Below are 24,454 nucleotides of genomic sequence, written 5' to 3'. Positions count from 1 at the left end.
CCGCCTCCTTCAGAAGCGTTCGGGGCGGATCAGGACCGCCACCAGGTAGATAAGAAGGCCAAGCGCGGTCAGCGCCGCGAGCCAGAGGTCGAGCGTCATGCGTGCGTCCTCATGCGTTGTCGCAGAGCCGGGCATAAGCGAGCGTCGCCGCCACCAGCCCGACCATGACGAGGATCCAGATCAGGTCGTCCATCTCCACGTCTCCTCAAAAGGCCGCGGTCAGCGACGCGACGATCGTGCCGCCGGCGATGTTGCCGCTGCCGTCCTGTCCCTTGCTGAAACTGGGGCGCAGATAGGTCGCCTCGGCACCCGAAATGTCCGTGTCGATGTAACTGACGTTGAAGGTCAGGCTGTGCCAGGTCGCGTCCGCGCCGAGCGACCAGTCCCAATATTCGCCGGTCGGCGCGACCGCGGTCGCGTTCGGCCCCAGTCCATCCTGCCCCCAGCTGTGCCCGACATGCGCCTTGGCGGTGATCGGTGTGCCGGCGATGGCCAGCGCACCGTCGCCCCACAGGTACAGATTGTCGTCCTTGTCGCCCGGGCTCGTATAGACGCCCGCTACCGCATCCGCGCCGGTCGCATACCATTTGCCGATCGCCTGCTGTTTGGGCGCATAGGCGACGCCCGCGGTCAGCGTTGCGGGACCGGCGGTGCCGGTCAGCTTGGCATAGGGCTCGGCAAAGTCGGTGTTGTCCGCGCCGCCCGGATACATGTACCAGGTCAGCCCGGCGTCGAGCGTCGCGTTATCGGCAAGCTTCGCCTTGTAGCCCCCGATCAGGTCGAGCTCCATATTGGCACCGCCGAACGTCCCCCAGCCGGCAAGGTTCGATCCCCAGACGCCGGCATAGAGACCGCTTGCGTGCGACACCGTGATGCCGCCCTGGACGGCCATTTCCCGGTCGGACTGCGACACGCCACGAAACCGATAGTCGGAGGCGATCGTCGCCGAACCGCTGACCGTCAGCGTTGCCGGGGGAGCGGTGTCTGCAGCGGCCTCGGCCTTGTCGCCGGGTGTCGATTGCGCCTGCGCGGTGACGGGAAGAGCGAGGATCGCGACGACCATGGCCGCATGACGGAACTTCATTGATGCACCCCTTGAACGGCGCTCGTCACACGACGATGCCTTCAGGGATGTGCGATTAGGCGCATCGATCGTAGCAATTCGAGATCGATTCCGGGAAATGGCATATAGCGCGCATATAGCTGGCGCATTTTTTACGCTGTGGGCCGATATGCCCGGTGATAAACCGGCGCCAAATTGGCGATGGCGTGCGCGGCCTCGCCGCGGGGGCGATGTGGATCGAGGCACACCAGCAGCTTTGCGAGGCCCGCTTTGCCGCATTGGAGAATGTGATCCGTGACCTGAAGCAGGAGGAAAACGATGGACAGCCAGGGTAGCAATGCGGTCGAGCGCTGCGGCGATCGCGAACTCGTCGTAACGCGGACATTCGATGCGCCGCGCAGCACCGTCTATGAGGCGTGGAGCCAGGCCGATCTCTTCCAGCGATGGTGGGTACCGAAGTCCGCCGCCGGCATTTCGCTGGTCTCTTGCGACCTCGACGTCCGCACCGGCGGCACATACCGGCTGGGGTTCAGCGCCGGCGGCTCCAATATCATGACCTTCTACGGCCGGTATATCGAGGTGGTACCGAACGACCGCATCGTCTGGACCAATGACGAAGGCGAAGAGGGCGCGATCACGACAGTGACCTTCGAGGACCGCGATGCGCAGACGCTGCTGACGTTTCGCGAATTCTATCCATCCCGGGAAGCGCTCGACGAGGCACTGCAGGGCTCGGCGGCAGGCTTGCCGGAGCAGCTGGGACAACTCGGCGCATTGCTCGCCGGCCAGGATCGATAGCGCGGGTCGGGAACCGCTGCTCTGGGAGTATATGCTCGCCGGAGCCATGGCGCGTTTGCCAGACCCGCCCAGCTGTCCGCTACGGCATGGATCCCGTGCCTTGGCCAAAGACGAGAAAAGCGCCCCGCATGTCCGTGTGAAAGATCATGGCGGGGCGCTGAGGGTACTCGTCACTGGAGGCGAGAGCCTCGAGTGCTTGATTAGGATCAACTAGTTGATAATGTGTGAAGCATCCCGCCCGCTCCGTGTGACACCGTCGATGTCGCGGGCGGGATGCCGAGCTCTTACCGTCTTGGAGCAGTAAGCTCTGCGACGAGCGTCTCAAATATGGCCGCGGCGGACAAGCCTCATGTCATCCGCGAATCCCGGATCGAGACAGACGGCGCCCCGTCACGCGCCCTGCCCTCCTTTTCCAACGGCAGCATCGCGATCGGGCGAGCGTCCAGCGGCCTTTATAAGGCCGCCGCCATCGTCCTGTGGCTGCTCTGCCATCACCGGGCGCAGGCAAGCGGCGGGCGGCCGTTCATAGATCGGCAGGCCGCGCGCCTTGCGCAGCCCGATCAGCATATCGACGCTGAGCGGCATCCCGACCTGTCGACAGATCGCGCTGAGATAGGTCCGGGCATAGGTCGCCCGCGTGTCCGGCGTCCGCGTGATCGCATTGGGTGCCGCGGTGACGACGCGCCAGAACTGGTCGAACGGCGACCGGTCGCCCTCACCCCAGAAATGCAGCAAGGCCAGCGCCAACCGCAGCCCCGGATTTGGCTTCACCGGGTGCGGACAGCAATCGTCGATCGTCTGGTCGAGCACGCACAGCGCGGTGTAGATCAGCCGCGCACGCGTGGGCGGTTTTACAGGATCGGACATTGGTCACGCACGGCGCCCGATACAGCGCCGCGTCACGTGCGTGGAACCCAGATGTCGCGAATCCCGAGCCCGAACTCCCCCGCGCCGAGATACGTGCAGAGCCGCTGGTGATTGTCGTGGGTCAGGGCCGCCGGACGCCCCTCGCTGATGAAGCGCGCCAGATAGCCGGGCGACCGGTCGATCATGCGTGACAAAGCGGAAAGACTCTCCCCGCGCTCATCGGCCAGCTGGCGCAACGCCTGACGTGGATCTGCCGGCACCAGCGCCAGGCGAAGTCGCGCGCCCATTACTGCACCATCCAGTCCATTTCGGCATCGTCAATCGCCGCGAACGCATCGCCATCCGCCGACATCTCGCGCAGGCGCTTGCGTACGGCTTCCGGGTCGCCGTTCTTCGGAAACTGACGATCGGCGCGTGCTGCATCCGCGACTGGATCGATCCAGTCGCCGCGATCGCGCTGTTTCAGCAGCCACCTGCCGAATGTCTCACGGGTCGTTTCAACCCCGTCATCGTCGCTGTCCATCACCTGATCCTCCTGCCGACTCGATGACGGCACTCCTATATTGTTCCTGTTTCGTTCTCAATGGGCTTGGGTCGTTCAGCTGCGATCCGTCCGCTTCGGGGTGGAGGAATCGACGCGCTGACTAAGGGGTTTCCCTTAGGTCGCCGGCAACAGGCCAGAAACCAGTCCACCGGCACAAGCAGCGTTCACTGCCATTTCCGGGACGGCGCTCATGTGGTCGAAGCAAATCAACGCGAACAGCGAATCGGCGATGTTCCCAGCGGCCCCCGATCTGGTGATCGTGTTCGGACCGACCGACCGCCTTGCCGATCGCACGCTCATCGACCGGCTCGCGCACCGCTACGACACCGCGATGATCGTTGGCTGCAGTTCGGGGACGATGGTCGAAGGTGATCGGCTCGACGACGACGGGGTCGTCATCCTCGGCATGGGATTCGACCGGACCGAGCTGCGCCTCGCGGTCCAGCCGCTGCCGTCGTCCGACCTGTCGTTCGCGGCAGGCGCCGCGCTTGGCAAGGAGCTCGCGGCTGACGGGCTGTCAGGCATATTCGTCCTGTCGAACGGCCTGAACGTCAATGGCAGCGCCCTCGTCGCCGGTCTGCGCACGGTGATCGACGATCGCGTCGCGCTGAGCGGCGGGCTGGCAGGCGATGGCGCGCGGTTTGCGGACACGCGGATCCTGGCACGCGGCGAACACCACGCAGACGTCGTCGCCGCCATCGGCTTCTACGGCGACCATGTCCGGTTCGCGCATGGCAGCGCGGGCGGCTGGCAGCCGTTCGGCCCCGTACGCACGATCAACGATGCGGCGGGATCGACACTGCGCGGACTCGACGGCGAGCCGGCGCTCGCACTGTACGAGCGCTATCTCGGTGAGGAGGCGGTGGATCTGCCCGCATCGGGGCTGCTCTATCCGCTCGAGATCTGGGATCCCGCCCACCCCGATGTTCGCGTCGTGCGCACATTGCTCGCCATCGACCGTGACGCCGGGACGCTGACCTTTGCCGGCGACATGCCGCAGGGGTGGAAGGCACGGCTGATGCGCGGGATGTTCGACGAGCTGATCAACGGCGCGTCGACCGCGGTGCACCATGCGCTCGACCAGACCGTCGCGTGGGGGACGTCACCCTCAGCGTGCCTCGCGATCAGCTGTGTCGGGCGGCGGCTGCTGATGGGCCAGCGCACCGAGGAGGAAATCGCCGCGGTCGCCGCCGCGCTAGGCCCGGACATCGCGCTGGCGGGCTTCTATTCCTATGGCGAGATCGCCCCGCAAAACCAGACCGCGGTGCCGTGCCTCCACAATCAGACGATGACGATCACGCTGATCGGGGAATGTGCGTGAAGCCCCTGCCCCCGATCACTACCGAGCCGCCGGTGCTCCACCGGATCGCGGCACGCCAAGCGGAACGCGCGCGACGGCCCGACGGCGGGATCGACATCGATCGCCTGCTCGCGCTGGTGTCGGCGACCTATGCCGAAACCGATGTCGATCGGCGGCGGTCGGACCGCGCGAACCGCCTGATGGCGCAGGAACTGGAGGTCGCGCTGGCGGAAAGCGCGCTTCAGAACCTGCGGTTCAAGGCCGCGCTCGACAACATGAACCAGGGGCTCGCGCTGTTCGATGCGTCCCGGCGGCTGGTGCTGACCAATCAGCGGTTCCTCGACATATACGGGCTCGACCATGCCGTTCCCGGCCTGACGCTCGACCAGCTGCTGAGCAACAGTCCCTGCCTGTCGGTCAGCACGGCCGACGAGCATCGCCGACTCGTCGAGGAATATGACGGCGCGGCCTCCGCCTATGGCGCGAGGATCGAACAGCGCTGGCCGGATGGACGGACCATCACGATCGAGCGCACCCGTCTGGTCGATGGCGGATTTCTCGACACCGTTGCCGACGTCACCGAAGCGCGCAACGCGTCCGCCCGCCTCGCGCATCTGGCGCGGCACGATGCCCTGACCGATCTTCCCAATCGTACCATGCTGCGCGAACGGCTCGACGAGATGATGCGCAACGCCCGCAGCGGCGATCGTTGCGCGATGCTGTGTCTCGACCTCGACCGGTTCAAGCTCGTCAACGACACGCTCGGCCATCCGGTCGGCGACGCGCTGCTCGTCGCGGTGGCATCGCGTCTCGTCACGCTGGTCCGTCATCATGACGTCGTGACCCGGCTGGGCGGCGACGAATTCTCGGTCCTCGTCCAGCATGTCACGTCGGACCATGCGATCGAGCAACTGTGCCGCCGCATCATCGAGGCACTGACGCAACCCTTCGAGATTGGTGGTCACCATATCCAGATCGGCGCGAGCATCGGCGTCGCCATGGTCGAGGTCGACGCGCTCGACCCCAACGTGATGCTCCGCAATGCCGATCTCGCGTTTTACAGCGCCAAGGCGGGCGGGCGCGGCAATTATTGTTTCTACACACCCGACATGCACGTCTTCGCAACCCGCCGGCGCGAGCTCGAGATCGAACTGCGCCGTGCACTGAAGTCGGAAGAGTTCGAGGTTCACTACCAGCCGCAGGTCGCGATCGGCACGCATGCGGTGGTCGGCTTTGAGGCACTCGCACGCTGGTATCATCCCGAGCGCGGCATCATCCCCCCGAACGAATTCATCAGCGTGTGCGAGGAGATCGGGCTGATCGGCGCGGTCGGCGAATTCGTCCTGACGCGCGCCTGTCGGGATGCGGCATGCTGGCCGGACAGCGTCAAGATTGCGGTCAATCTCTCGGCGTTGCAGTTCAAGTCGGGGACGCTGCCGGCGGTCGTCGCACACGCGCTGCGTGTCAGCGGCCTCGATCCGCGTCGCTTGGAACTGGAGATCACCGAAAGCGCGATGCTCGACGACACGGCAAGCGTCCTGAAACAGTTGCGTGACATCAAGCAACTGGGCGTGCTCATCTCGCTCGACGATTTCGGCACCGGCTATTCGTCGCTGAGCCATATCCGCAATTTCCCGTTCGACCGGGTCAAGATCGATCAGTCGTTCGTCCGCGATCTCGGCACCAACAGCGACAGCCTGGCGATCGTGCGTGCGGTGACGGGGCTCTGCGGGAGCCTCGGGATCCTGTCGACCGCCGAGGGGGTCGAGACGCTCGATCAGCTGAATATCCTGGTCGCTGAGAAGTGCGACAGCGCGCAGGGCTATTATTTCAGCCGCCCCGTGCCGTTCGTCGAAACGCTCCCCTTCGTCTCTCGCATGCACGCGCTTCAGTCACAGGCCGCCTGAGCCGGATGCGTGGATCGGACGCGGCTGGCCGTTGCTCACGGCAACGCCAGTCCCCGGGGACCCGCAGGAGCCGCGATGAGGCTGACCGTCAGCGACGTGAAAACTCGGCGATCAGCCGCAGGCCGACCACGAACGCCGACCGGCGGCCTGCGCCGGCATAGGCGCGGCGAACATATTGCACGTCGGGCTGGACCGCGAGGAAGGGCGCCGCCCGATCCTGATAAGTGATCTCGATCCCCGTCTCCGCGGCATCGGCGCGATCGCCGGCATCGCGCACCGTCTGACGGAGAGCCTGCGATAACAGGCCCTGCGCGACGCCGATCGAGAATTGCCCGTCGGGCCGTCCGGGAACGAGGCCGCGTGCAAGCAGACCGGTTTGAAAGCCGCCGCGAAACGGCGTCGTCTTCCCGTCCGATATGCCCGCGCGCAGGAACAGATCAATGCCCCGGCCGTCGTCACCGACCAGCCGCTGATCGACCAGCACATAGGCACCGATCGCCGTCCGTTTGACCGGATCGCCGTTGCCGTCGCACGCCCGCATGTCGTCCTGCTGCCGGGTGTATCGCCACGCACCGAACGCCAGCTTGCCGTTGGCGCGGGTGCCGGCCTCCGCGATCAGAAGCGCGCCATCGTGCATTCCGAGGTCGATCCCCGTCGTATCGCCCAACACCCCTGCCCGCGCATTCACGACGGCAGCGTGGAAATAGCCGGATGTGCCGATCGACGTCTTCAGTCGCATCGTCAGCGCGGTCGAGGGGAAGATCGAAGGCCCGTTGGGCCCCGTCGCCGCCAGCTCCGAGCCGATGCCGAACGCCGGCGCGACCAGCATGCCCGCGGAATCATTCTGGTAGAAGTCGACGTTCAGATCGGACAGCCCGACCAACAGCGCGGCGCGTCCACCCGCAATATCCTGTTCGACCCACGCCTCGTACAGCTTCACGCGGCCGTCAGCGACCTCGATATTGTCGACGCCCTGCACCGTCCCCGCCAGCGCATTGATTGATCCCCCCTGATTGCTCAGCACATGGAGATGCGCGCGCGCGCCGCGCCAGCCGGCCAGCCGGTCGAGGTCGCCATCGGCCGTGATCTCGAGATTGTCGAGCACCCGCGCCCCCCGCGCGTCGCCGCCAGCGACGTTGCCCATGAGATCGACGACATAGCGCCCCGTGATCGCGACGGCACGTGACGGGGGGTCTTGCACGACTTCTGGCGGGCTGGACTGCCCCCAGACAGGTAACGTCCAGGCCGCGGACAGTAATAGGGCGGGTCCGACCAGTCTAGGCACCGTCATAATATCCACGCGCCGCCTCCGAGCACTGCATTCCCGCCTATTATAGAAGTCGAAACGTGTCCCAGTACGGAACAGGCCAGCAAAACATGATGATGACGAAGTCCCGGTCGCGCGACGCGATGTCGCTGACCCGTATGATCCGGATGGCGGGCATGGTTCTGTTTGGACTGATGCTGCTCTGCGGTGCGACCGGCATCGGCGCGGCGTGGATGCAGAGCGCCGCGCTGCACCGTCTCACCGATGCGACGACGCTGCTTTCCAATCACCAGGGCGCGGACATGATGCACGACGCGATCCGCAGCGACGTGCTCGCCACATTCCAGGCGGCGGAGCCCGGCAGCGCGATCAAGCCGGATGATATCCAGAAGGATTTCCGCGAGCATCTCGTCGCCCTGCGCGAGGGGATCGCAGCGGATTCGGCGTACACCGGCGATGCCGAAGTCGCCGCGGTAACGTCCAGGCTGGCCGCGCCGATGGAGGCCTATGTCCGCGTCGCGACGCAGGTCATCGATCGCGTCGGCCGCGATCCGGTCGCCGCGCGTGCGATGCTGCCCCGGTTCTTCGATCAGTTCCGCGTGCTCGAAGTGTCGATGGGCGCGGCGTCGGATGCGATCGAGACGAATTCGACACGGTCTGCCGAGAGAGCGGAGCAGGTCGGCACGATCGCGATGATCCTGCTCGTCATCACGCTGGCGGTCGGCATCGCCGGGACGCTCGCCTTCGTCGTGCTCGCACAGCGCCGGGTCGTCGAGCCGATCGTGGTCCTTGCCGGCACGATGCGTGCGCTCGGCGAGGGCAATCTTGTGGCCGAGGTGACGGGCGCGGATCGTGGCGATGAACTGGGCGACATGGCGAAGGCGATGCTGGCGTTCCGCAACCAGCTTCAGGCGGCCGAGGCTGCGAAACAGACACAGGCCGCGCTGATCGTCGACAGCCTGGGCACCGGCCTTACCGCGCTGGCGCAGGGCGATCTGACTGCCGAGGTGGTCGCCGATCTGCATGCGCCGTTCACCGGGCTCAAGAGCAACTTCAACAGCGCGCTCGCCAGCCTGCGCGGGCTGATCGGATCGGTCGCGCAAGGGGCGATGATGATCCGGACCGGATCACAGGAGATCGCGCAGGCGAGCGAGGATCTCGCCCGGCGCACCGAAAGCAACGCGGCCAGCCTCGAGCAGACCGCCGCCGCGATCGCGCAGATGGATCAGCGCCTCAAGGCTACCGCGGTCGCCGCGGGCCAGACCGTCGAACGGGCGGACGGCGCGATCACCACCGTGGCGGACGGGCGCAGGATCGCGGACGAGGCGGTCTAGGCGATGACCCGGGTCAGCGAAAGCGCGACCGGGATCGACAGCGTTATCGAAGGACTCGACAAGATCGCGTTCCAGACGCGCGTGCTGGCGATGAACGCCGCGGTCGAGGCAGGGCGTGCCGGCGAGGCGGGCCGTGGGTTTGCGGTCGTCGCCGACCTCGTGTAAACGCTCGCCATGCGAGCCGAGGAGGAAGCCGGACGCGCGCGCGACCAGCTGACCGCGACGCAGGCCGATATCGGCACCGCGGTGGAACGCGTGCAGCGGGTCGATGGTGCGCTGTCGGCGATCTCGACGGATGTGCGCGGCGTGCACACGCTGCTCGCCGGGATCGCGGACGACAATCGTGCTCAGTCGAGCGCGATTACCGAGGTCAGCATGGCGGTCGGTGCGATGGACCAGGCAACGCAGCAGAATGCGGCGATGGTCGAACAGACCTCCGCGGCGGCGCGCAACCTGACCGCCGAAGTCGCAGCGCTGTCGGACCAGGCGGCGAAATTCCGCATCGAGGGCGCGCAGCGTGGCGCCGGGGCATTTCGGCAGATGATCGGGCAACCGGACTTACAGGGGGACACGCGCCTGCGCTCGTCTCGATCGGCGACCACCAGGCCCGCCGCCCCGGTTGGTATCGACGAGGACGCGGATTACGGGTTTGCCGCCTTTTGACGCGAGCGACGCGTGCTTAACGCGGCATTAGGGTTGTTGGCCTAGATGTGGCGCATGAAGACCTACCGCCGCCTCGCCAGCGACATCAGCCACGATCTGCTCGATCGACGCAATTGCACGCGGCGTGCGATCAGCCTCCCCGTGACGATCGTCACCGGCTTCGGCGACACACACGCGGCGATCGTTCAGAATGTCTCGTCCCGGGGTTTCAATATCCAGTCCGAATATGGCGTCACGATCGGTCGGTTTCTCTCGCTCGACATACCCGGGCTCGCCCAATATCCCGGTTGGGTGGCGTGGTCCTATCTCGGGGGATTCGGGCTGGAGGTCGCCAACCCGATTCCCGAACAGGTGATCGAACATATCGTCGCGATGGCCGTCAGACACGCCGCCTGAGCTGCGGCATGCCCGGCGGGGGCCGCGTGATCGCGTCGTCACCGCACCGATGCGGACCTGCCATCAGAAAAACCGCAGCCACGCAATATCCCGACGACGCTGCTTCAACCGTGCGAACCACATCGTCGGAAGCGCAAACGGCATGATCAGGGCGACGTACCATATGAGCACCCAGGCATAGCCATCGACCATGAAGACCGCACCATCGGTCGGCCCCCACCACGCCAGCGCTGCGTGATAGAGGATGCGCAGCATGGTGAGATGAAACAGATAGAAGAACATCGGTGCGGCACCGAAGACGGCCAGACCGGAGACAAGCCGTGAGCTCGCCCGTCGCTCGCAGTGCGCCAGCAGCAGCGCTCCGCCGCCCAGGGTCGGCAGCAGGAACAGGAGCGACGGCGGATATTTCGTCATCGACAGGAAGCTGATCGCCGTCCGCAGCGGGCTGTTGTCGACCACATGCCAGGGCGCGTCGCCATAGAGGTTGAACGCGCGCAGCGTGATGAAGCCGACGATCATCCCGATGCCGAGGCGCGTCAGATATCGCCTGCGCTGCGCGGATTCGACCATGCGGTCAAACCACGGCCCGATCGCGTGACCGAGCAGCATGACCCCCAGCCATGGAAGGATCGGATAGGTCGTCCTGGCAAGGAACCCGAACGGCAGGGCGATCACGTCACGCTGGTGCAGCAACGCCCAGACCGGAAACAGCGTGTCCCCCTGGTGCAGCCGAACGGGATCGAGCAGATTGTGGACACACACCAGCACGAGTCCCAGGGCGATCCGTGCCAGCCGGGGGAGCCGTATCAGCCCGGCGAGCAGGATCATGCACAGGCCGAGGCACCAGATCACCTGCAGCCAGAAGGTCGGCTGCGGCACCACCCCCCAATAAAGTGGTGAAAGGTACAGCACGTCGATCGCCATCAGCAGCACGCCGCGCTTTGCCAGGAAGGCGGCGGTCTCGCGCGGCGTGTGACTGACGCCGAAGAGATAGGCGGAAAGGCCGGTCAGCGCGACGAAGATCGGCGCGCAGAAGCTGGCGGCGAAGCGCGCGATCGCGAGTGCCGGCATGACCGTGTTCGCATCCACCGGATCGGGCATGGGAACGAGGACAAGCCATGTCTCGCGCAGATGGTCGAGCAGCATCAGGATCATCACGATCCCGCGCACCGCATCGATGCTCTCCAGTCGCCTGTGCGGGATATCGCGATCGGGTGCGGTAGCGCGCGTCTCGTCCGTCATTATCGCCATTCAGAATTCCGCTCGCAGCGACGCGCGCACGGTGCGTGGCGCGCCTGGATAGATCCAGACCGAATTGTACGAGCTTTGCGCGTAGCGCTCGCCGAACAGGTTATCGACCTCGGCGCGGACCGTCAGCGCACCCGATAATGGAATGTCGGCGGACGCCTTCACCTTCACATAATCGGGCAACATGAGCCCGCTGGCGTCGGTCGCGCCGGACCGCTTGCCGACATAGGCGACACCGCCGCTGATTTGCCAGTCCCGGCCGGTGCCGGGATCGAAGCGGTGCACAATAAAGGCCGTCGCCGAATGATCGGGGACGTTCAGCGCCAGCGGCGTGGCGAACGACCGATCGTCGGTGCGCGCCCGGGTCCAGGCATAGTTCACCACCGCCTGCCACCGCTCGGCAAGCCGCAGCGACGCATCGAATTCGACGCCGCGGCTTGTCAGCGATCCCACCGGCGCCAGGAAATTGGCGTCGTTCGGATCCGTCGTGAGGACGTTGCTCTTTTTGATATCGAACCAGGTCAGGCCGACATCGACACCGCGCCAGCGGCCCGCCGCGCCGATCTCGTAGCCATGCCCTTGTTCGGGGGCGAACGCGACACCCCCCGCGCCACTGCCGGAATTCAGCTGGAACGACTCACCCCAGTTGGTGTGGACCGAGAGCGCGTCGCTGACGGCATAGCGCGCGCCGAGCCGGAAATTGACGGGGCGCCCCCTGGACACGGTCGTCGCCTTGACGAGATTGCGCGCGAGCTGCTGCCGATAGGCGTCGAGGCGGATGCCCCCGACGAGATCGAGCCGATCGGTCACCGCCCAGGCGTCCTGCGCGTAGAGCGACACCACGCGCCGCGTTTCGCGCTGATCGATACTGGGCAGGAGCGGCAAGGCCTGCGTCTCGCCATAGACGGGGTTGAAGACGTCGATCGCATAGGGATTGTCTGCGGTCGGATTTCGCCGGTTCAGCAGTTCGAGATAGTCGAGCGTGTAGCCCTTGATGCCCAGGCTCGGACGATGAAGCCCGAGCGCCTGCACTTCGCCGCGCACTTCGAGACGCGCGGACAGATCCTCGACTTCGTAACCCCGTTCGCGACGCTGTCGCCACAGCGTGTGTCCGTCGACGAGGCGCGACGGATCCGCCGAAAAGCCCCGCAACGTGCCGGTCCGATAGGCGACGCCGCCGACGAGCGACCATGTCCCGCCCAGCCGCGCTTCGCCGGTCAGCTGGTGTCGGGTGTCACGCGCGCGCGTTGGCCCGTTCGAGGGTTCGCCGAGAAACCGCGACGCCGGCAGCGCGAGCGGATCGCCATCGACCGCCGCCACGCCGCGGTCGAACGGCGCGTCATAGACGATATGCTGCGCGAGGTAGGTCAGCTGTACGGCGTCGCTCGGCCGGAAGGTCAGCGACGGGGACACGACGCGGCGCTTCACCGTCACGAAATCGCGGTACCCGTCGCTGTCTTCGGTCGCGACCACGATCCGTGCGGCGAGCGTCCCGGTCAGCGGCCCCGTCGCGTCCAGTTCGATGCGACGCGTGTCGAACGATCCATAGTGCAGCGAAGCCGACGCCTGTGATGCAAAACGCGGCGTCTTGCTGACCATATTGACCCGCCCGGCGGGATCGATATCGCCGAAGACGGCGCCGGCAGGACCCTTGAGGATCTCGATGCGCTCGATCGTCGCGGGGTCCCGCGCGGGGGCGCTGCCGCGATTGGCGATGAAGCCATCGGTATAATATTCGCCGCCGCCATCCGCTGTGCTCAGGAAGCCGCGGATCGCAAAATTGTCGGCAAAGCCCCCGCGATTATTCTGCTGGCTGCTGCCGCTCACCAACTCCAGCGCGTCGCTCAACCGGTAGGTGCCCGCCGCCCGCAGGATGTCCTGTTCGAGCGACCGGCTCGATTGCGACATGACTTCGGTCGCGCGATCGGAAGAAAGCGTCGCGTCCCGCGATGTCCGGGTCCCCAGCACGACGATCTCGTTCCGCTCCGCTGGCTCCTCGACGGCCTGCGCAAGCGCTGGCGACCCTGCCATCATCCCGATCGCGCCAAGCGTGTGCCGCAGCCGAAGCGGCACATCCCCGCCCGATAATCGTGTCACAGTCCGCATCGTCCAGCGTGCCAAGAGACTTCCTCATATGCGATGATATGTTGTCTCCTAACGTCACTACTCCGCGATGGCAACGCGGCCGACCGCAGTGGTGGCCAGGTGTACGAACGATCGACCTGAACCTTCAGGGTAGGACGCAAAACAAGAAGCATCGAGCTTTGCCGCCCGTCCTCCTGACGCTCGATCGCTGGCTATGGGCCGAATACGCGACCTCACGTAAATCAAATTGAGGGACCGCGCCGGTCGCGGCTGGCTGGTCAACTACCACGGGCGAGCGGTGCAGGATGTCGACCGGGCCTAGGACACCATGCTTACGAAGCTCGGACTGCCGAAGGGCCGCGAGTGGCGCTCGTACCTATTGCCCCACAGCCTCACGACGCTCACGCGCAACCGCGGCGCTACGAAGTGGGATTTAGAAGGTTTCATGGGTCACAGCGACGGCCGCGCAGCCCCTCGCGTCGCGCAACGCTTCCAATGTAGCCATCTTGACCGGGTCGTCAACTGCAAGAGCTTCTTCAAGATAGTAGCTATAAGATATGTTGCGCACCACCTCTTGCGCCTCGCCACTATATGCTTCCGCTATGATCGGAAACGCATTCACGAGCTCACGGAGAAATCCCTTGTCCATCTCCTGAAGATGGCTAGCTAAGGCTTCCATCATCTTCACGGCGGTGTCAGGGTTAAGTTCCTCGTCGTCGGTCAGTTCGAGGAACACGGCATACTCCGCGATAGTTTCTGCAACCTGCATAGCGATCATGGCTTCACAACCTTTACATGGATGTTCGTGATGCTCATCTGCTTGAGCAGTTTCAGTGCTTTGGTTTTCTCGACAGGCGTAGGGACCTCCCACGTCCCGATCAGACGGTGTTGTGCTAATACCTCCGACTGCCGCAAAATCTGGGCGCGCGAACGAGGCCTGTTTACGACAGCCCATTTTCGGTCGACCATATAATCGCCCTGAATGCCGTCAGACTTCACCGGCCGCTGAGAACCGTTGGGCATCGTCCGCATCAACGTTAGCGCCTGACCGGCGCGCGCGCCGGGCGCCGAATCGTTATAGGGTTTCCAAGGCTTTTTTGACTTGGTCGTCTCCTTGACCCAGCCGATTTGCGGCGGGTCAAAGGTTATACGCGGCCTCGCGATAGCGAGTCGGCGCAATGCGGCAGCCTTGGAGAGCGCCGCCCCCGGCGCTACCGCCAGCGCGACGTTCCCAGCAACCTTTCCTGCGGCGCGACCGATGTCCCGCGCCGAGGCGTTGGCAACGGCGCTTGCCGCGCGGGAGGCCTGGATATGGGCCGGGGTATCCTCAGCAGTGATTGCGGTGTCGATCATGGCCGCGATGCCACGGCCGGCGTTGCGAACAGTCGTTACCGGATTTGTTGTTAGCGCAGCATGGACTCCCGCCACGGTTCCTTCCCCAACATCATAAGTCCCTGACCGACGCCATCAACGAATTCGGCGACGGGGTTCGGCTGACCACCGGGCCGCGCTCCCGGGATCCGCGTGGACTGCACCTTGGCCGACCTGCGTTCTACCGATTTCGGGTCGTCGCCCGTGAGCGATCGGGCGCGGGGCGTTTCAGCCTTTGGCGGTTTTGCGGTCCGCGATGTATGATTATTCCCTGGGCTTGGAGCGCGACCGCTCCCAGAACGCGCACGATCGTTTCTGGCGCTCGTCGTATCGGTTTGGGTCGATCCATCATGACGCCCCGCGCCTGCAAATGTAAACCGGCCGTCCGCCGGATCTGCCATGGATTGAATTTGAGTTCGAGACCGTCAGGACCTAGCGCCGATGGCACCATGCCCGTCCGTAGCCACCGTGAAAACCGGTCCGCTTACTGGTGCCTGATGCCTGGACCATGCCATCGCCCGCCTATTGCTGCGGTGAGAACATCTGAGCAACATTATCCTACAAGTCAAGCGCAACGCGCGCAAATCTTCAAATTCGCCCTGCTCGACCGCGCTTCTGTAGTATGGTGCCGCTTACAGGACTCGAACCTGTGACCCCCGCATTACGAATGCGATGCTCTACCAGCTGAGCTAAAGCGGCCCGATGACGGATATCTCCGGTCGAGGGGCGGTGCTTAACAGGGGAAATTTGCCGTGACAAGCACTAACCCGCATTTACGTGCCGTTTACCAAGCAGCGTGCACAAGCAGCCGTAAGTGAACGGGGAAGTTTTCGGTATGGGCATGCGACGCGAGCCGGACGGCGAATACGGCGAGATCGACGAGGCCGCGACGGGACTTCCCGGCGGGGCGACCGACGCGGGCGTCAACGACGTGATGTTCGATCTGGGCGGGGACGAACGCCGGATGCACGTCCGCGCCTATAACCACTGGGTGTCGCTGCTGAGGGGTCGCCCCTATCCGACGATCGCGGACCTCGATCCCGGCTCGATCGCCGATTTCGGCCCGCACAGCGTGCTGCTCGACTTCCGCACCGATCCGGGCACGGGCGCGGATCGGGATGCCGCGGCGGTTGTGACGATCGACGATCCGCGAATCGCCTATCTCGGCGCCAAGCTGCGCGAGGAATGCGGGCTGGTCGGGCCGATCACGTCGATCGCCGACGTGCCGAGCCGGTCGCTGCTGTCGCGGCTGACCGACCATTACCTGCAGATCATCGCGAATCGCGCGCCGATCGGGTTCGAGGCCGAATTCGTCAACAGCCGCGGGCGCACGACGCTGTACCGCGGCATCCTCATGCCGTTCTCGTCGAGCGACGCGGGCATCGATTTCCTGTATGGCGTGATCAACTGGAAGGAGCTCGCCGACGACCGGATGCAGGCGACGCTCGCCGCCGAGCTCGAGGCGGCGGTTCGTGCGGCACCGGTGCCCGCGTCCGGGCTCACCGCCTATGCCCGCCACGCGCCGATGATGCCGGGGCTCGGTGCGTCGCTGGCCTCGACCGGGCACGCCCCCGCCACCTCGCCGGGCGCGCCGATCTGGGCCGACGGGCCGAGTGCCGAATTTGCCGACCCGATGCCGGCGACCGGCCCGGCCGATGGCCCGACACCCGACACGCTGGCGCATGTCGTGCTCCGGACCGATGCGGAGCCCGGCGCGATCGTCCTGCTCGTCGCCCGCGCGGGGGTGGATGGCGGGCTCGACATCATCGGCACGATCACCGACGACGCGGCCCTCACCGCGCAGGCGATGGCTGCGATCGGGTAGGCGAAAACCGTGTTCGCGCCGCGCCGACGCGCCTCCGAATGCTGCACCGCAACAGCGGTGTTCGCACCTGCCACAAGCCTTGAGGTCGTATCCTACCCGGCGCATAGGCGCGGTCATGGCTGATCTTTCCACGACGCTGACCGACGCGCTCGCCGCCCGGTTGACCGAACGCGCGCTTCCGGGCGAACTCAAGGACTTTGGCACGACGGAGGCGGCGCACGCCGCGGCTTTCGTCGTCGCCACGGCGCTTCGGCGGGACGATGGCGCGCCCGCCATCGCGCTCGAACCGATCAGCGCCGACGACACGCGCCGCCGCATGCGGCTGGCGATAGTCAACGACGACATGCCGTTCCTGGTCGATTCGATTTCCGCCGCGATCGCCGCGCAGGACATCGCGATCGATCGCATCATCCATCCGGTCGTTCACACGACGCGCAGCCCCGACGGCGTGCTCCAGGCGATCGGCGACACCGGCCCCGCCGAATCGATGATCTATCTCGAGATGGAGCGCGCTGACGCCCGCGATCGGCGCGGGCTGATCGAGGAACTGACCGGCGTGCTCGCCGATGTGCGCGCGGCGGTGAAGGACTGGCGCGCGATGCAGGGCGCGATGGCGACCGATATCGCGCTGCTCCACAGCGACGGTCCCGATGCGGAAGGCGCGGCGCTGCTGCGCTGGTTCCTCGACGGCCATCTGACGTTGCTCGGGCATCAGGTCTGGCACCGCGACGGCAGCGGCGGCGCCGCGCTCGGCATCGCGCGCAATCCGCATGCCGTGCCGATCCTCGCGGAGGCCTCGCGCGCGCTCGCGATCCAGTGGTTCGAGGCGGGCAATCTCGCCCCGCTGCTGCTGAAGTCGAACCTGATCTCGACCGTCCACCGCGCCGTGCCGCTCGACCTGGTCGTCGTGCCGGTGATCGAGGGCGAGACGATCGCGGGGCTGTCGATCTACAGCGGTCTGTGGACCAGTGCGGCGCTGGCGACGATGCCGCGCGACGTGCCGATCCTGCGCACGCGACTTGCCGCGATGAAGGCGAAGTTTGGCTTCGATCCCCGCGGCCATGCGGGCAAGGCGCTGACCCACGCATTCACCGCCCTGCCCCATGATCTGGTGATCGCGTTCGCGCCCGACGCGCTCGAGGAACTCGCGCTGACCGCGATGAGCCTGGCCGACCGGCCGCGTCCCGCGCTGGTGCTGGTCGCATCGCCGCTCGGCCGCCATCTGTTCGGCTTCGTCTGGCTGCCGCGCGACGACGTCACGACCGGCCGCCGCACCGCGATCGGCGAGATGCTCGCCGAGGCCGCGAATGCCACCGTGCTGAACTGGTCGATCGCGCTCGAGGACGGCGAGACCGCGATGCTGCGCTACACGCTCGACCTGCGCGGCGAAGGCCGCGTGCCCGACGTCGCGCCGCTCGCGCTCAGGCTGCAGCGGATGGTCCGCGGCTGGGTGTCCGACGTCGAGGCCGCGCTGGTCGAGACATTGCCGTCGCCGCGCGCCGCCCGCCTCGCGCTGCGCTGGGCCGCCGCCTTCCCGCAAAACTACCGCAACCTCAGCAGCCCCGCCGAAGCCGCCGAGGACATCCAGCGGCTTGCCGCGCTCGACGGGTCGGGCGCGCGCGGCGTGCGCCTGATCTCCAGCGCGCCCGGCGAAGACCGCCAGCTCAAGATCTACAAGCTGGGCGGCGCGCTGCCGCTGTCCGATGCCGTGCCGGTGCTCGAGAATTTCGGCTTCCGCGTGATCGGCGAATTGCCGACCCGGCTGCAGGAGGACAGCGATCCCTTCGTGCACGACTTCGTGCTCGAGGCGAACGATGCGGTCGCGCAGGCCGACGCCGCGACGCTCGAGCGCGCGATCGCCGCGGTGCTCGAAGGCGCGGCCGAGAACGATGCGTTCAACCGGCTGATCGTCGAGGTCGGCATGAGCCCGCAGGCGGTCGTGCTGTTCCGCGCCTGGTTCCGCTATCTGCGCCAGGCGGGACTGCCCTACGGCCTGACGACGGTGGTCGACGCGCTGCGCCGCGCGCCGAGAGTCGCGACCGCGCTGATCGCGCGCTTCGCCGCCGCGCATGATCCGGCCGATGCCGGGCATCCCGCCGACGCCGATGCGACGATCGAAGCGGGACTCGATGCTGTGACCGCGATCGACGACGACCGCATCCTGCGCGCCTATCATAGCCTGGTCGGCGCGACGCTGCGCACCAACGCCTTCACGCCCGCCGCGGCCGAGGCGCTTGCGTTCAAGCTCGACAGCCACCTGATCCCCGGCCTCCCCGCGCCCGTGCCATGGCGCGAGATCTGGGTGTACAGCCCGCGGATCGAGGGTATCCATCTGCGCGCCGGCCCGGTCGCGCGCGGCGGGCTGCGCTGGTCCGACCGTCGCGACGATTTCCGCACCGAGATTCTCGGGCTCATGAAGGCGCAGCGCGTGAAGAACGCGGTGATCGTGCCGACCGGTGCAAAGGGCGGCTTTTATCCCAAACAGCTCCCCGCCCCGTCCAACCGCGACGCGTGGCTGGCGGAAGGGACCGAGAGCTATCGCATCTTCATCCGCACCTTGCTGTCGATCACCGACAACATCGTCGAGGGCAAGGTCGTCCATCCGGCGGGCGTCGCGATCCTCGACGGCGAGGATCCCTATTTCGTTGTCGCCGCGGACAAGGGTACCGCGACGTTCAGCGACGTCGCCAACGCGCTCGCGCTCGAGCGTGACTTCTGGCTGGGCGACGCGTTCGCGAGCGGCGGCTCGGTCGGCTATGATCACAAGGCGATGGGCATCACCGCCAAGGGCGCCTGGGTCTCGGTCCAGCGTCACTTTGCCGAACGCGGCATCGACGTGCAGAGCGATCCGATCACCGTCGTCGGCTGCGGCGACATGTCGGGCGACGTGTTCGGCAACGGCATGCTGCTGTCGAAGTCGCTCAAGATCGTCGCGGCGTTCGACCATCGCCACATCTTCATCGATCCGAACCCCGATCCCGCCGCAAGCTGGGACGAGCGCGCGCGCATGTTCGCCCTCCCCCGCTCGAGCTGGGCGGATTACGACACCGCGCTGATCTCCGAAGGCGGCGGCGTCTATCCGCGCACCGCCAAGGTCATCCGCCTTTCGCCCGAGGCGCAGGCCGTGCTTGGCATCGCGGTCGACGAGATCGAGCCCGGCGCGCTGATCTCCGCGATCCTCAAGGCGCCCGCCGACCTGCTCTGGTTCGGCGGCATCGGCACCTATGTGAAGGCGGCATCGGAGAACAACGTCCAGGTCGGCGATCCCGCCAACGACCGGCTGCGTGTCAATGCCGAGGATCTGCGCGTCACCGCGATCGGCGAAGGTGCCAATCTCGGCGTCACGCAGGCCGCGCGCATCGCGTTTTCCGAGCGCGGCGGGCGGATCAACACCGACTTCATCGACAATTCGGCGGGCGTCGACTGCTCGGATAACGAGGTCAACATCAAGATCGCGCTCAACCGCGAGATGATCGAGGGGCGCCTGGGCTATGAGGACCGCAACGCGCTGCTCGCCAGCATGACCGACGACGTCGCGCATCTCGTGCTCGAGGACAACCGGCTCCAGACGCTCGCACTGTCGATCGCCGAGGGCGCAGGCGCGCTGGCGGGCCCCGGCGGCCTTGGCGGCGCGACCGGCGGCGCTGGCGGCCCGGGATCGATGCCGAGCTATGTCCGCGTCATCGAGATCTTCGAGGGTAGCGGACGGCTCGATCGCGCGGTCGAGGGGCTGGCGGCCAATGACGACCTGCTCCGCCGCGGGCTCGACGGCCATGGCCTGACGCGTCCGGAACTCGCGGTGCTGCTCGCCACCGCGAAGCTCGCGCTGCAGGATTCGATCGAGCACGCCGGGCTCGGCGACGACCCTGCGCTCAAGCCCGATCTTCACGCCGCCTTCCCGGCCGCGATGCGCGAGCATTTCGCGCAGGCGATCGACGACCACCGGCTGCGCGGCCAGATCGTCGCGACCAAGCTCGCCAACCGCATCGTCAACCGGCTCGGCGTGCTCCACCCGTTCGAGCTGGCCGAGGAGGAAGGCGCGGCGATGGGCGATATCGCGGCGATGTTCGTCGTCGCCGAACGGCTGTTCGACCTGCCCTCGCTCTGGGCGGACATCGAATCACGACCGATGCCCGAGGCCGCACGCATCGCGCTGTTCGACGAAGTGGCGGTCGCCACGCGCTCGCAGATCGCGGATCTGCTGCGCGTGTCCGCGCCCGGCACGATGCCCGGTGCCGTGCTCGCCCGGCTCGCCAAGGGGATCACGCATCTCGATGGCCAGACCAAGGCGCTGCTGCTCGAGGAGGCGAGCGCGCAGAGCGACCGCATCGCCGCGCAGCTCGAAACCGCGGGTGCCCCGCACGACCTCGCGATCAAGGTGGTCCGGCTGTTCGAGCTCGACGGTGCGGTCGGGCTTGCCGACCTCGGCGAGCGCCTCGCGCTCGACGAGGCGGTGCTGACCCGCGCCTTCACGCATCTGGGACAAGCGCTCGGGCTCGACTGGGCACAGGCGAATGCCGCGCGGATCACGCCGTCGGATCCCTGGGAACGCCTGTTGATCGCCGGACTGGCGCGCGATTTCCAGCAGTTGCGGCTGGAGTTCCTCGCACGGTGCGGGGCCAAGGATCCGCAAGGCGCGGTCGACACATGGCTGGCGAGCAATGCCACCCGCGTCGCGCAGTTCAAGGCGGTGATCGACCGTGCACGCCACGCCGCCGTCCCGAACGCCGCGATGCTCGCGCAGATCGCCAGCCAGGCGCGCGTGCTGCTCGGCCGATAGGCGCAAACCGAAGCCCTGCCCCGCCACATTGCTGGCGGGGCGGGAACCCATCGCGCGTCCGGCGGTTCGATGATGTCTTCCCGACAATCGCGTACGTCGCGGTTGAGTATTCACCCGCGCTTGGCCTAGAGCTACCGGGAACACGAGGCCAGCATGACCGATATCCCCAATACCCAGCCCGACAGCCGCGAGACGACGATCCTCGACGCCCCCGACCGCATGGTGAAGGTGCGCGAGATGTTCGGGATCGATTCCGACATGGAGGTGCCCGCCTTCTCCGAGGCGGACGAGCGCGTCCCCGATCTCGACCCCGCCTATGTCTTCGACGCGGACACCACGCTCGCGGTCCTCGCGGGCTTTGCGCACAACCGCCGCGTGATGGTCCAGGGCTATCACGGCACCGGCAAGTCGACGCATATCGAACAGGTCGCGGCACGCCTGAAATGGCCGTGCATCCGCATCAACCTCGACGCGCATATCAGCCGCATCGACCTGATCGGCCGCGACGCGATCGTTCTGAAGGACGGCCAGCAGATCACCGAGTTCCGCGAAGGCCTGCTCCCCTGGGCGCTGCAGACCCCGACCGCGCTCGTGTTCGACGAATATGACGCAGGGCGCCCCGACGTGATGTTCGTGATCCAGCGCGTGCTCGAGACCGAGGGCAAGTTGACGCTGCTCGACCAGAACCGCGTGATCCGCCCGAACCCCTGGTTCCGCCTGTTCGCGACCGCCAACACGGTCGGCCTTGGCGACACCAGCGGGCTGTATCACGGCACGCAGCAGATCAACCAGGGTCAGATGGACCGCTGGAACATCGTCGTCACGCTCAACTACCTCCCCGCCAAGGTCGAGGCGCAGATCGTGCTCGCCAAGTCGGGCGAATATGACAAGCCAGACGGCAAGAAGGTCGTCGAGAACATGGTTCGCGTCGCCGACATGACCCGCAAGGGCTTCGTCAACGGCGACATCTCGACCGTGATGAGCCCGCGTACCGTCATCACCTGGGCGCAGAACGCGCTGATCTTCGGTGACGTCGGCTTCGCGTTCCGCCTGTCGTTCCTCAACAAGTGCGACGAGGCAGAGCGGTCGCTGGTCGCGGAATATTATCAGCGCGTGTTCGGCAAGGACCTGCCCGAGAGCGTGATGGGCAAGGCCTGAGGCCTTGGCGAACGAAACGCCCCTCGACCGGTTCAAGGCGGTTCTCGCCGGCACCGCGCGTGCGATCGCGGAGGAGCCCGAGGTCGAGCTCGCCTTCACCGCGGACGCGCCGGCGCAGTCGGGCAAGCACATCAAGGTGCCGATGCCCGCGCGCGCGCTGCCGCCCGAACAGGTCGCGGAAGCGCGCGGGTTCGCCGATGGATTCGCGCTTCAGCTGAAACATCACGACATCGCGCTGCACAACCGCGCCGCGCCGGTCGAGGCGGTCGCGCGGGCGGTGTTCGACGCGGTCGAGACCGCGCGTGTCGAGGCGCTGGGGTCGCGCGGCTATGCCGGGATCAGCGACAATCTCGCCATGGCGCTCGACGTCCGGCTGCGCGCCGACCCGATCACGCGCGCGCGCAACCGGGACGAGGTGCCGCTGTCGACCGCGCTCGGGCTGATGGTGCGCGAGCGGCTGACCGGGCAGGAATCGCCCGCGATCGCCGCCCCCGGCCTCGCGCTGGTGCGGGAGTGGATCGAGCAGAAGACCGATCTCGACGCGCTGGCGTACGCGATCGACGACCAGAAGACGTTCCAGGGCCTCGCCCGCAAGATGCTCGCCGAGCTCGAGCTCGTCCAGGCGGACCAGGTCCCCGAGGAGAGCGAAGAGGGCGGTTCCGAGGACGAGGGCACCGACGAGCAGCAGCAGGACGAGGGCGACGAAGGCGACGACCAGGGCGAGGACGGCCAGGGCGAAGTCGAGGCACGCGGCGAACAGTCCGAGCAGCAGAACGAGGAAAGCGACGGCCAGGAGCAGAGCGACGAGTCGATGGACGACATCGACGGCGAGCCCGGCGATGACGGTGAGGAGGGCATGCAGCCCGTCCGTCCCAACCGCCCGATGGCGGACATGGGCACTGCGTTCGACTACAAGCCATGGACGACGCAGTTCGACGAGGTGATCGCCGCGACCGAGCTGTGCGATGCCGAGGAACTGGCGCGACTGCGCGGCTATCTCGACCAGCAGCTCGTCCATCTCCAGTCCGCGGTCTCGAAGCTCGCCAACCGCCTGCAGCGCCGGCTGATGGCGCAGCAGTCGCGCTCGTGGGATTTCGACCAGGAGGAGGGTATCCTCGACGCGGCGCGGCTTGCGCGCGTCATCGTCAACCCGACGCTGTCGCTCAGCTACAAGGCCGAGCGCGAGACCGATTTCCGCGACACCGTCGTCACGTTGCTGATCGACAATTCGGGGTCGATGCGCGGACGCCCGATCTCGATCGCGGCGATCAGCGCGGACATCCTTGCGCGCACGCTCGAACGCTGCGGCGTGAAGACCGAGATCCTCGGCTTCACCACGCGCGCGTGGAAGGGTGGCCAGTCGCGTGAGACCTGGCTCGCGGCTGGTCGTCCGCCCCAGCCCGGCCGTCTCAACGACATCCGCCACATCGTCTACAAGCGCGCCGACGAGCCATGGCGGCGCGCACGTAACTCGCTCGGGCTGATGATGCGCGAGGGGTTGCTGAAAGAAAATATCGACGGCGAGGCGCTGATGTGGGCGCATGCCCGGCTCGTCGCGCGGCCCGAGGAACGCCGCATCCTGATGGTGATCAGCGATGGCGCACCGGTCGACGATTCGACGCTCAGCGTGAATTCGGGATCCTATCTCGAACGCCATCTGCGTCAGGTGATTGGCTGGATCGAGACCAGGTCACCGGTCGAGCTCGTCGCGATCGGCATCGGCCACGACGTGACGCGCTATTATGCGCGCGCGGTGACGATCATGGACGTCGAACAGCTCGGCGGGACGATCATCGAGCAGCTCGCATCGCTTTTCGACACCGAGTGACGGCCATTCGGCCACCGCGC

General features: G+C 66.5%; 17 protein-coding genes, 1 tRNA gene and 2 pseudogenes. 9 read left to right on the top strand and 11 right to left on the bottom strand.

What is annotated here, in order from left to right; genetic code table 11:
* Positions 1–9: 9 nt before the first annotated feature.
* Entirely contained in the window at positions 10–99 is a 90-nt protein-coding gene (gene kdpF, locus IFS44_RS13500; RefSeq protein WP_022685962.1) for a K(+)-transporting ATPase subunit F, read from the bottom strand.
* A gap of 106 nt (positions 100–205) precedes the next feature.
* Positions 206–1,084: a TorF family putative porin gene (locus IFS44_RS13495; RefSeq protein ID WP_107931755.1), complete on the bottom strand. Its 879-nt coding sequence runs from the start codon at positions 1,082–1,084 to the stop codon at positions 206–208.
* Between the two features lie 297 nt (positions 1,085–1,381).
* Between IFS44_RS13495 and IFS44_RS13490 the strand changes: the two genes are divergently transcribed.
* Positions 1,382–1,861 carry an SRPBCC domain-containing protein gene (locus IFS44_RS13490; RefSeq protein ID WP_192098812.1) on the top strand — a complete coding sequence of 160 codons (480 nt, stop codon included), beginning with the start codon at positions 1,382–1,384 and terminating at the stop codon, positions 1,859–1,861.
* A 390-nt stretch (positions 1,862–2,251) separates the two neighbouring features.
* Here the strand turns inward: IFS44_RS13490 and IFS44_RS13485 are convergent, their stop codons facing one another.
* Genes IFS44_RS13485 through IFS44_RS13475 form a run of 3 tightly spaced genes read right to left on the bottom strand, consistent with a single transcriptional unit; the run spans position 2,252 to position 3,251 of the window.
* A complete protein-coding gene (locus IFS44_RS13485; protein WP_192098811.1) occupies positions 2,252–2,728 on the bottom strand; it encodes a hypothetical protein in 477 nt (158 codons plus the stop codon).
* A gap of 32 nt (positions 2,729–2,760) precedes the next feature.
* On the bottom strand, positions 2,761–3,015 hold the full coding sequence (locus IFS44_RS13480; RefSeq protein ID WP_056679266.1) for a hypothetical protein: 255 nt from the start codon (positions 3,013–3,015) through the stop codon (positions 2,761–2,763).
* Complete coding sequence (locus tag IFS44_RS13475) at positions 3,015–3,251, bottom strand: hypothetical protein (RefSeq protein WP_192098810.1); 237 nt, start codon at positions 3,249–3,251, stop codon at positions 3,015–3,017. Before IFS44_RS13475 ends, IFS44_RS13480 begins: the two co-directional genes overlap by 1 nt.
* 211 nt (positions 3,252–3,462) lie before the next feature.
* Between IFS44_RS13475 and IFS44_RS13470 the strand changes: the two genes are divergently transcribed.
* Complete coding sequence (locus IFS44_RS13470) at positions 3,463–4,593, top strand: FIST signal transduction protein (RefSeq protein WP_192098809.1); 1,131 nt, start codon at positions 3,463–3,465, stop codon at positions 4,591–4,593.
* Entirely contained in the window at positions 4,590–6,479 is a 1,890-nt protein-coding gene (locus tag IFS44_RS13465; protein WP_192098808.1) for an EAL domain-containing protein, read from the top strand. The genes IFS44_RS13470 and IFS44_RS13465 overlap by 4 nt, the downstream gene beginning before the upstream one ends.
* Positions 6,480–6,567: 88 nt before the next feature.
* Here the strand turns inward: IFS44_RS13465 and IFS44_RS13460 are convergent, their stop codons facing one another.
* Positions 6,568–7,680: a carbohydrate porin gene (locus IFS44_RS13460; RefSeq protein ID WP_342366424.1), complete on the bottom strand. Its 1,113-nt coding sequence runs from the start codon at positions 7,678–7,680 to the stop codon at positions 6,568–6,570.
* A 209-nt stretch (positions 7,681–7,889) separates the two neighbouring features.
* Here IFS44_RS13460 and IFS44_RS13455 point away from each other — a divergent pair.
* Together IFS44_RS13455 and IFS44_RS13450 are read left to right on the top strand one after the other, a co-directional pair.
* Positions 7,890–9,743 (top strand): annotated as a pseudogene (locus IFS44_RS13455) (methyl-accepting chemotaxis protein).
* Positions 9,744–9,797: 54 nt separating this feature from the next.
* Entirely contained in the window at positions 9,798–10,139 is a 342-nt protein-coding gene (locus tag IFS44_RS13450) for a PilZ domain-containing protein (RefSeq protein ID WP_031395616.1), read from the top strand.
* A 63-nt stretch (positions 10,140–10,202) separates the two neighbouring features.
* Here the strand turns inward: IFS44_RS13450 and IFS44_RS13445 are convergent, their stop codons facing one another.
* From IFS44_RS13445 to IFS44_RS13425, 5 genes are all read right to left on the bottom strand, one after another.
* A complete protein-coding gene (locus IFS44_RS13445) occupies positions 10,203–11,381 on the bottom strand; it encodes a heparan-alpha-glucosaminide N-acetyltransferase domain-containing protein (RefSeq protein WP_192098842.1) in 1,179 nt (392 codons plus the stop codon).
* A 9-nt stretch (positions 11,382–11,390) separates the two neighbouring features.
* Complete coding sequence (locus IFS44_RS13440; RefSeq protein ID WP_342366423.1) at positions 11,391–13,484, bottom strand: TonB-dependent siderophore receptor; 2,094 nt, start codon at positions 13,482–13,484, stop codon at positions 11,391–11,393.
* A 421-nt stretch (positions 13,485–13,905) separates the two neighbouring features.
* Positions 13,906–14,250, bottom strand: coding sequence for a hypothetical protein (locus tag IFS44_RS13435; RefSeq protein WP_192098807.1), 345 nt, complete (start codon positions 14,248–14,250; stop codon positions 13,906–13,908).
* The gene (locus IFS44_RS13430) at positions 14,247–14,825 is read right to left on the bottom strand and encodes a hypothetical protein (RefSeq protein WP_192098806.1); all 579 of its coding nucleotides are present in this window, start codon (positions 14,823–14,825) and stop codon (positions 14,247–14,249) included. The genes IFS44_RS13435 and IFS44_RS13430 overlap by 4 nt, the downstream gene beginning before the upstream one ends.
* A gap of 641 nt (positions 14,826–15,466) precedes the next feature.
* Positions 15,467–15,542: transfer RNA gene (locus tag IFS44_RS13425), tRNA-Thr, on the bottom strand.
* Between the two features lie 142 nt (positions 15,543–15,684).
* Between IFS44_RS13425 and IFS44_RS13420 the strand changes: the two are divergent.
* From IFS44_RS13420 to cobT, 4 genes and pseudogenes are all read left to right on the top strand, one after another.
* Positions 15,685–16,491, top strand: a pseudogene (locus tag IFS44_RS13420) (PAS domain-containing protein); the annotation flags it as partial.
* A 292-nt stretch (positions 16,492–16,783) separates the two neighbouring features.
* Positions 16,784–21,448: an NAD-glutamate dehydrogenase domain-containing protein gene (locus IFS44_RS13415; protein ID WP_192098805.1), complete on the top strand. Its 4,665-nt coding sequence runs from the start codon at positions 16,784–16,786 to the stop codon at positions 21,446–21,448.
* Between the two features lie 153 nt (positions 21,449–21,601).
* Entirely contained in the window at positions 21,602–22,606 is a 1,005-nt protein-coding gene (gene cobS, locus IFS44_RS13410) for a cobaltochelatase subunit CobS (protein WP_031393922.1), read from the top strand.
* Positions 22,607–22,610: 4 nt separating this feature from the next.
* Complete coding sequence (gene cobT / locus IFS44_RS13405; RefSeq protein WP_192098804.1) at positions 22,611–24,434, top strand: cobaltochelatase subunit CobT; 1,824 nt, start codon at positions 22,611–22,613, stop codon at positions 24,432–24,434.
* Positions 24,435–24,454 lie beyond the last annotated feature (20 nt).

The organism is Sphingomonas sp. CFBP 13706 (assembly GCF_014842355.1).
Taxonomy (GTDB): Bacteria; Pseudomonadota; Alphaproteobacteria; order Sphingomonadales; family Sphingomonadaceae; genus Sphingomonas; species Sphingomonas aerolata.
Note: the sequence above shows the minus strand (reverse complement) of the source record. Positions and strands in the feature narration are given on the sequence as shown.

Coding starts and splice junctions, on each gene's coding strand:
- kdpF (WP_022685962.1), bottom strand. CDS start 99: ATGACGCTCGACCTCTGGCTCGCGGCGCTGACCGCGCTTGGCCTTCTT.
- IFS44_RS13445 (WP_192098842.1), bottom strand. CDS start 11,381: ATGACGGACGAGACGCGCGCTACCGCACCCGATCGCGATATCCCGCAC.
- IFS44_RS13435 (WP_192098807.1), bottom strand. CDS start 14,250: ATGATCGCTATGCAGGTTGCAGAAACTATCGCGGAGTATGCCGTGTTC.
- IFS44_RS13490 (WP_192098812.1), top strand. CDS start 1,382: ATGGACAGCCAGGGTAGCAATGCGGTCGAGCGCTGCGGCGATCGCGAA.
- IFS44_RS13450 (WP_031395616.1), top strand. CDS start 9,798: ATGAAGACCTACCGCCGCCTCGCCAGCGACATCAGCCACGATCTGCTC.
- IFS44_RS13480 (WP_056679266.1), bottom strand. CDS start 3,015: ATGGGCGCGCGACTTCGCCTGGCGCTGGTGCCGGCAGATCCACGTCAG.
- IFS44_RS13485 (WP_192098811.1), bottom strand. CDS start 2,728: ATGTCCGATCCTGTAAAACCGCCCACGCGTGCGCGGCTGATCTACACC.
- IFS44_RS13470 (WP_192098809.1), top strand. CDS start 3,463: ATGTGGTCGAAGCAAATCAACGCGAACAGCGAATCGGCGATGTTCCCA.
- IFS44_RS13475 (WP_192098810.1), bottom strand. CDS start 3,251: ATGGACAGCGACGATGACGGGGTTGAAACGACCCGTGAGACATTCGGC.
- IFS44_RS13430 (WP_192098806.1), bottom strand. CDS start 14,825: ATGATCGACACCGCAATCACTGCTGAGGATACCCCGGCCCATATCCAG.
- IFS44_RS13495 (WP_107931755.1), bottom strand. CDS start 1,084: ATGAAGTTCCGTCATGCGGCCATGGTCGTCGCGATCCTCGCTCTTCCC.
- cobS (WP_031393922.1), top strand. CDS start 21,602: ATGACCGATATCCCCAATACCCAGCCCGACAGCCGCGAGACGACGATC.
- IFS44_RS13415 (WP_192098805.1), top strand. CDS start 16,784: ATGGCTGATCTTTCCACGACGCTGACCGACGCGCTCGCCGCCCGGTTG.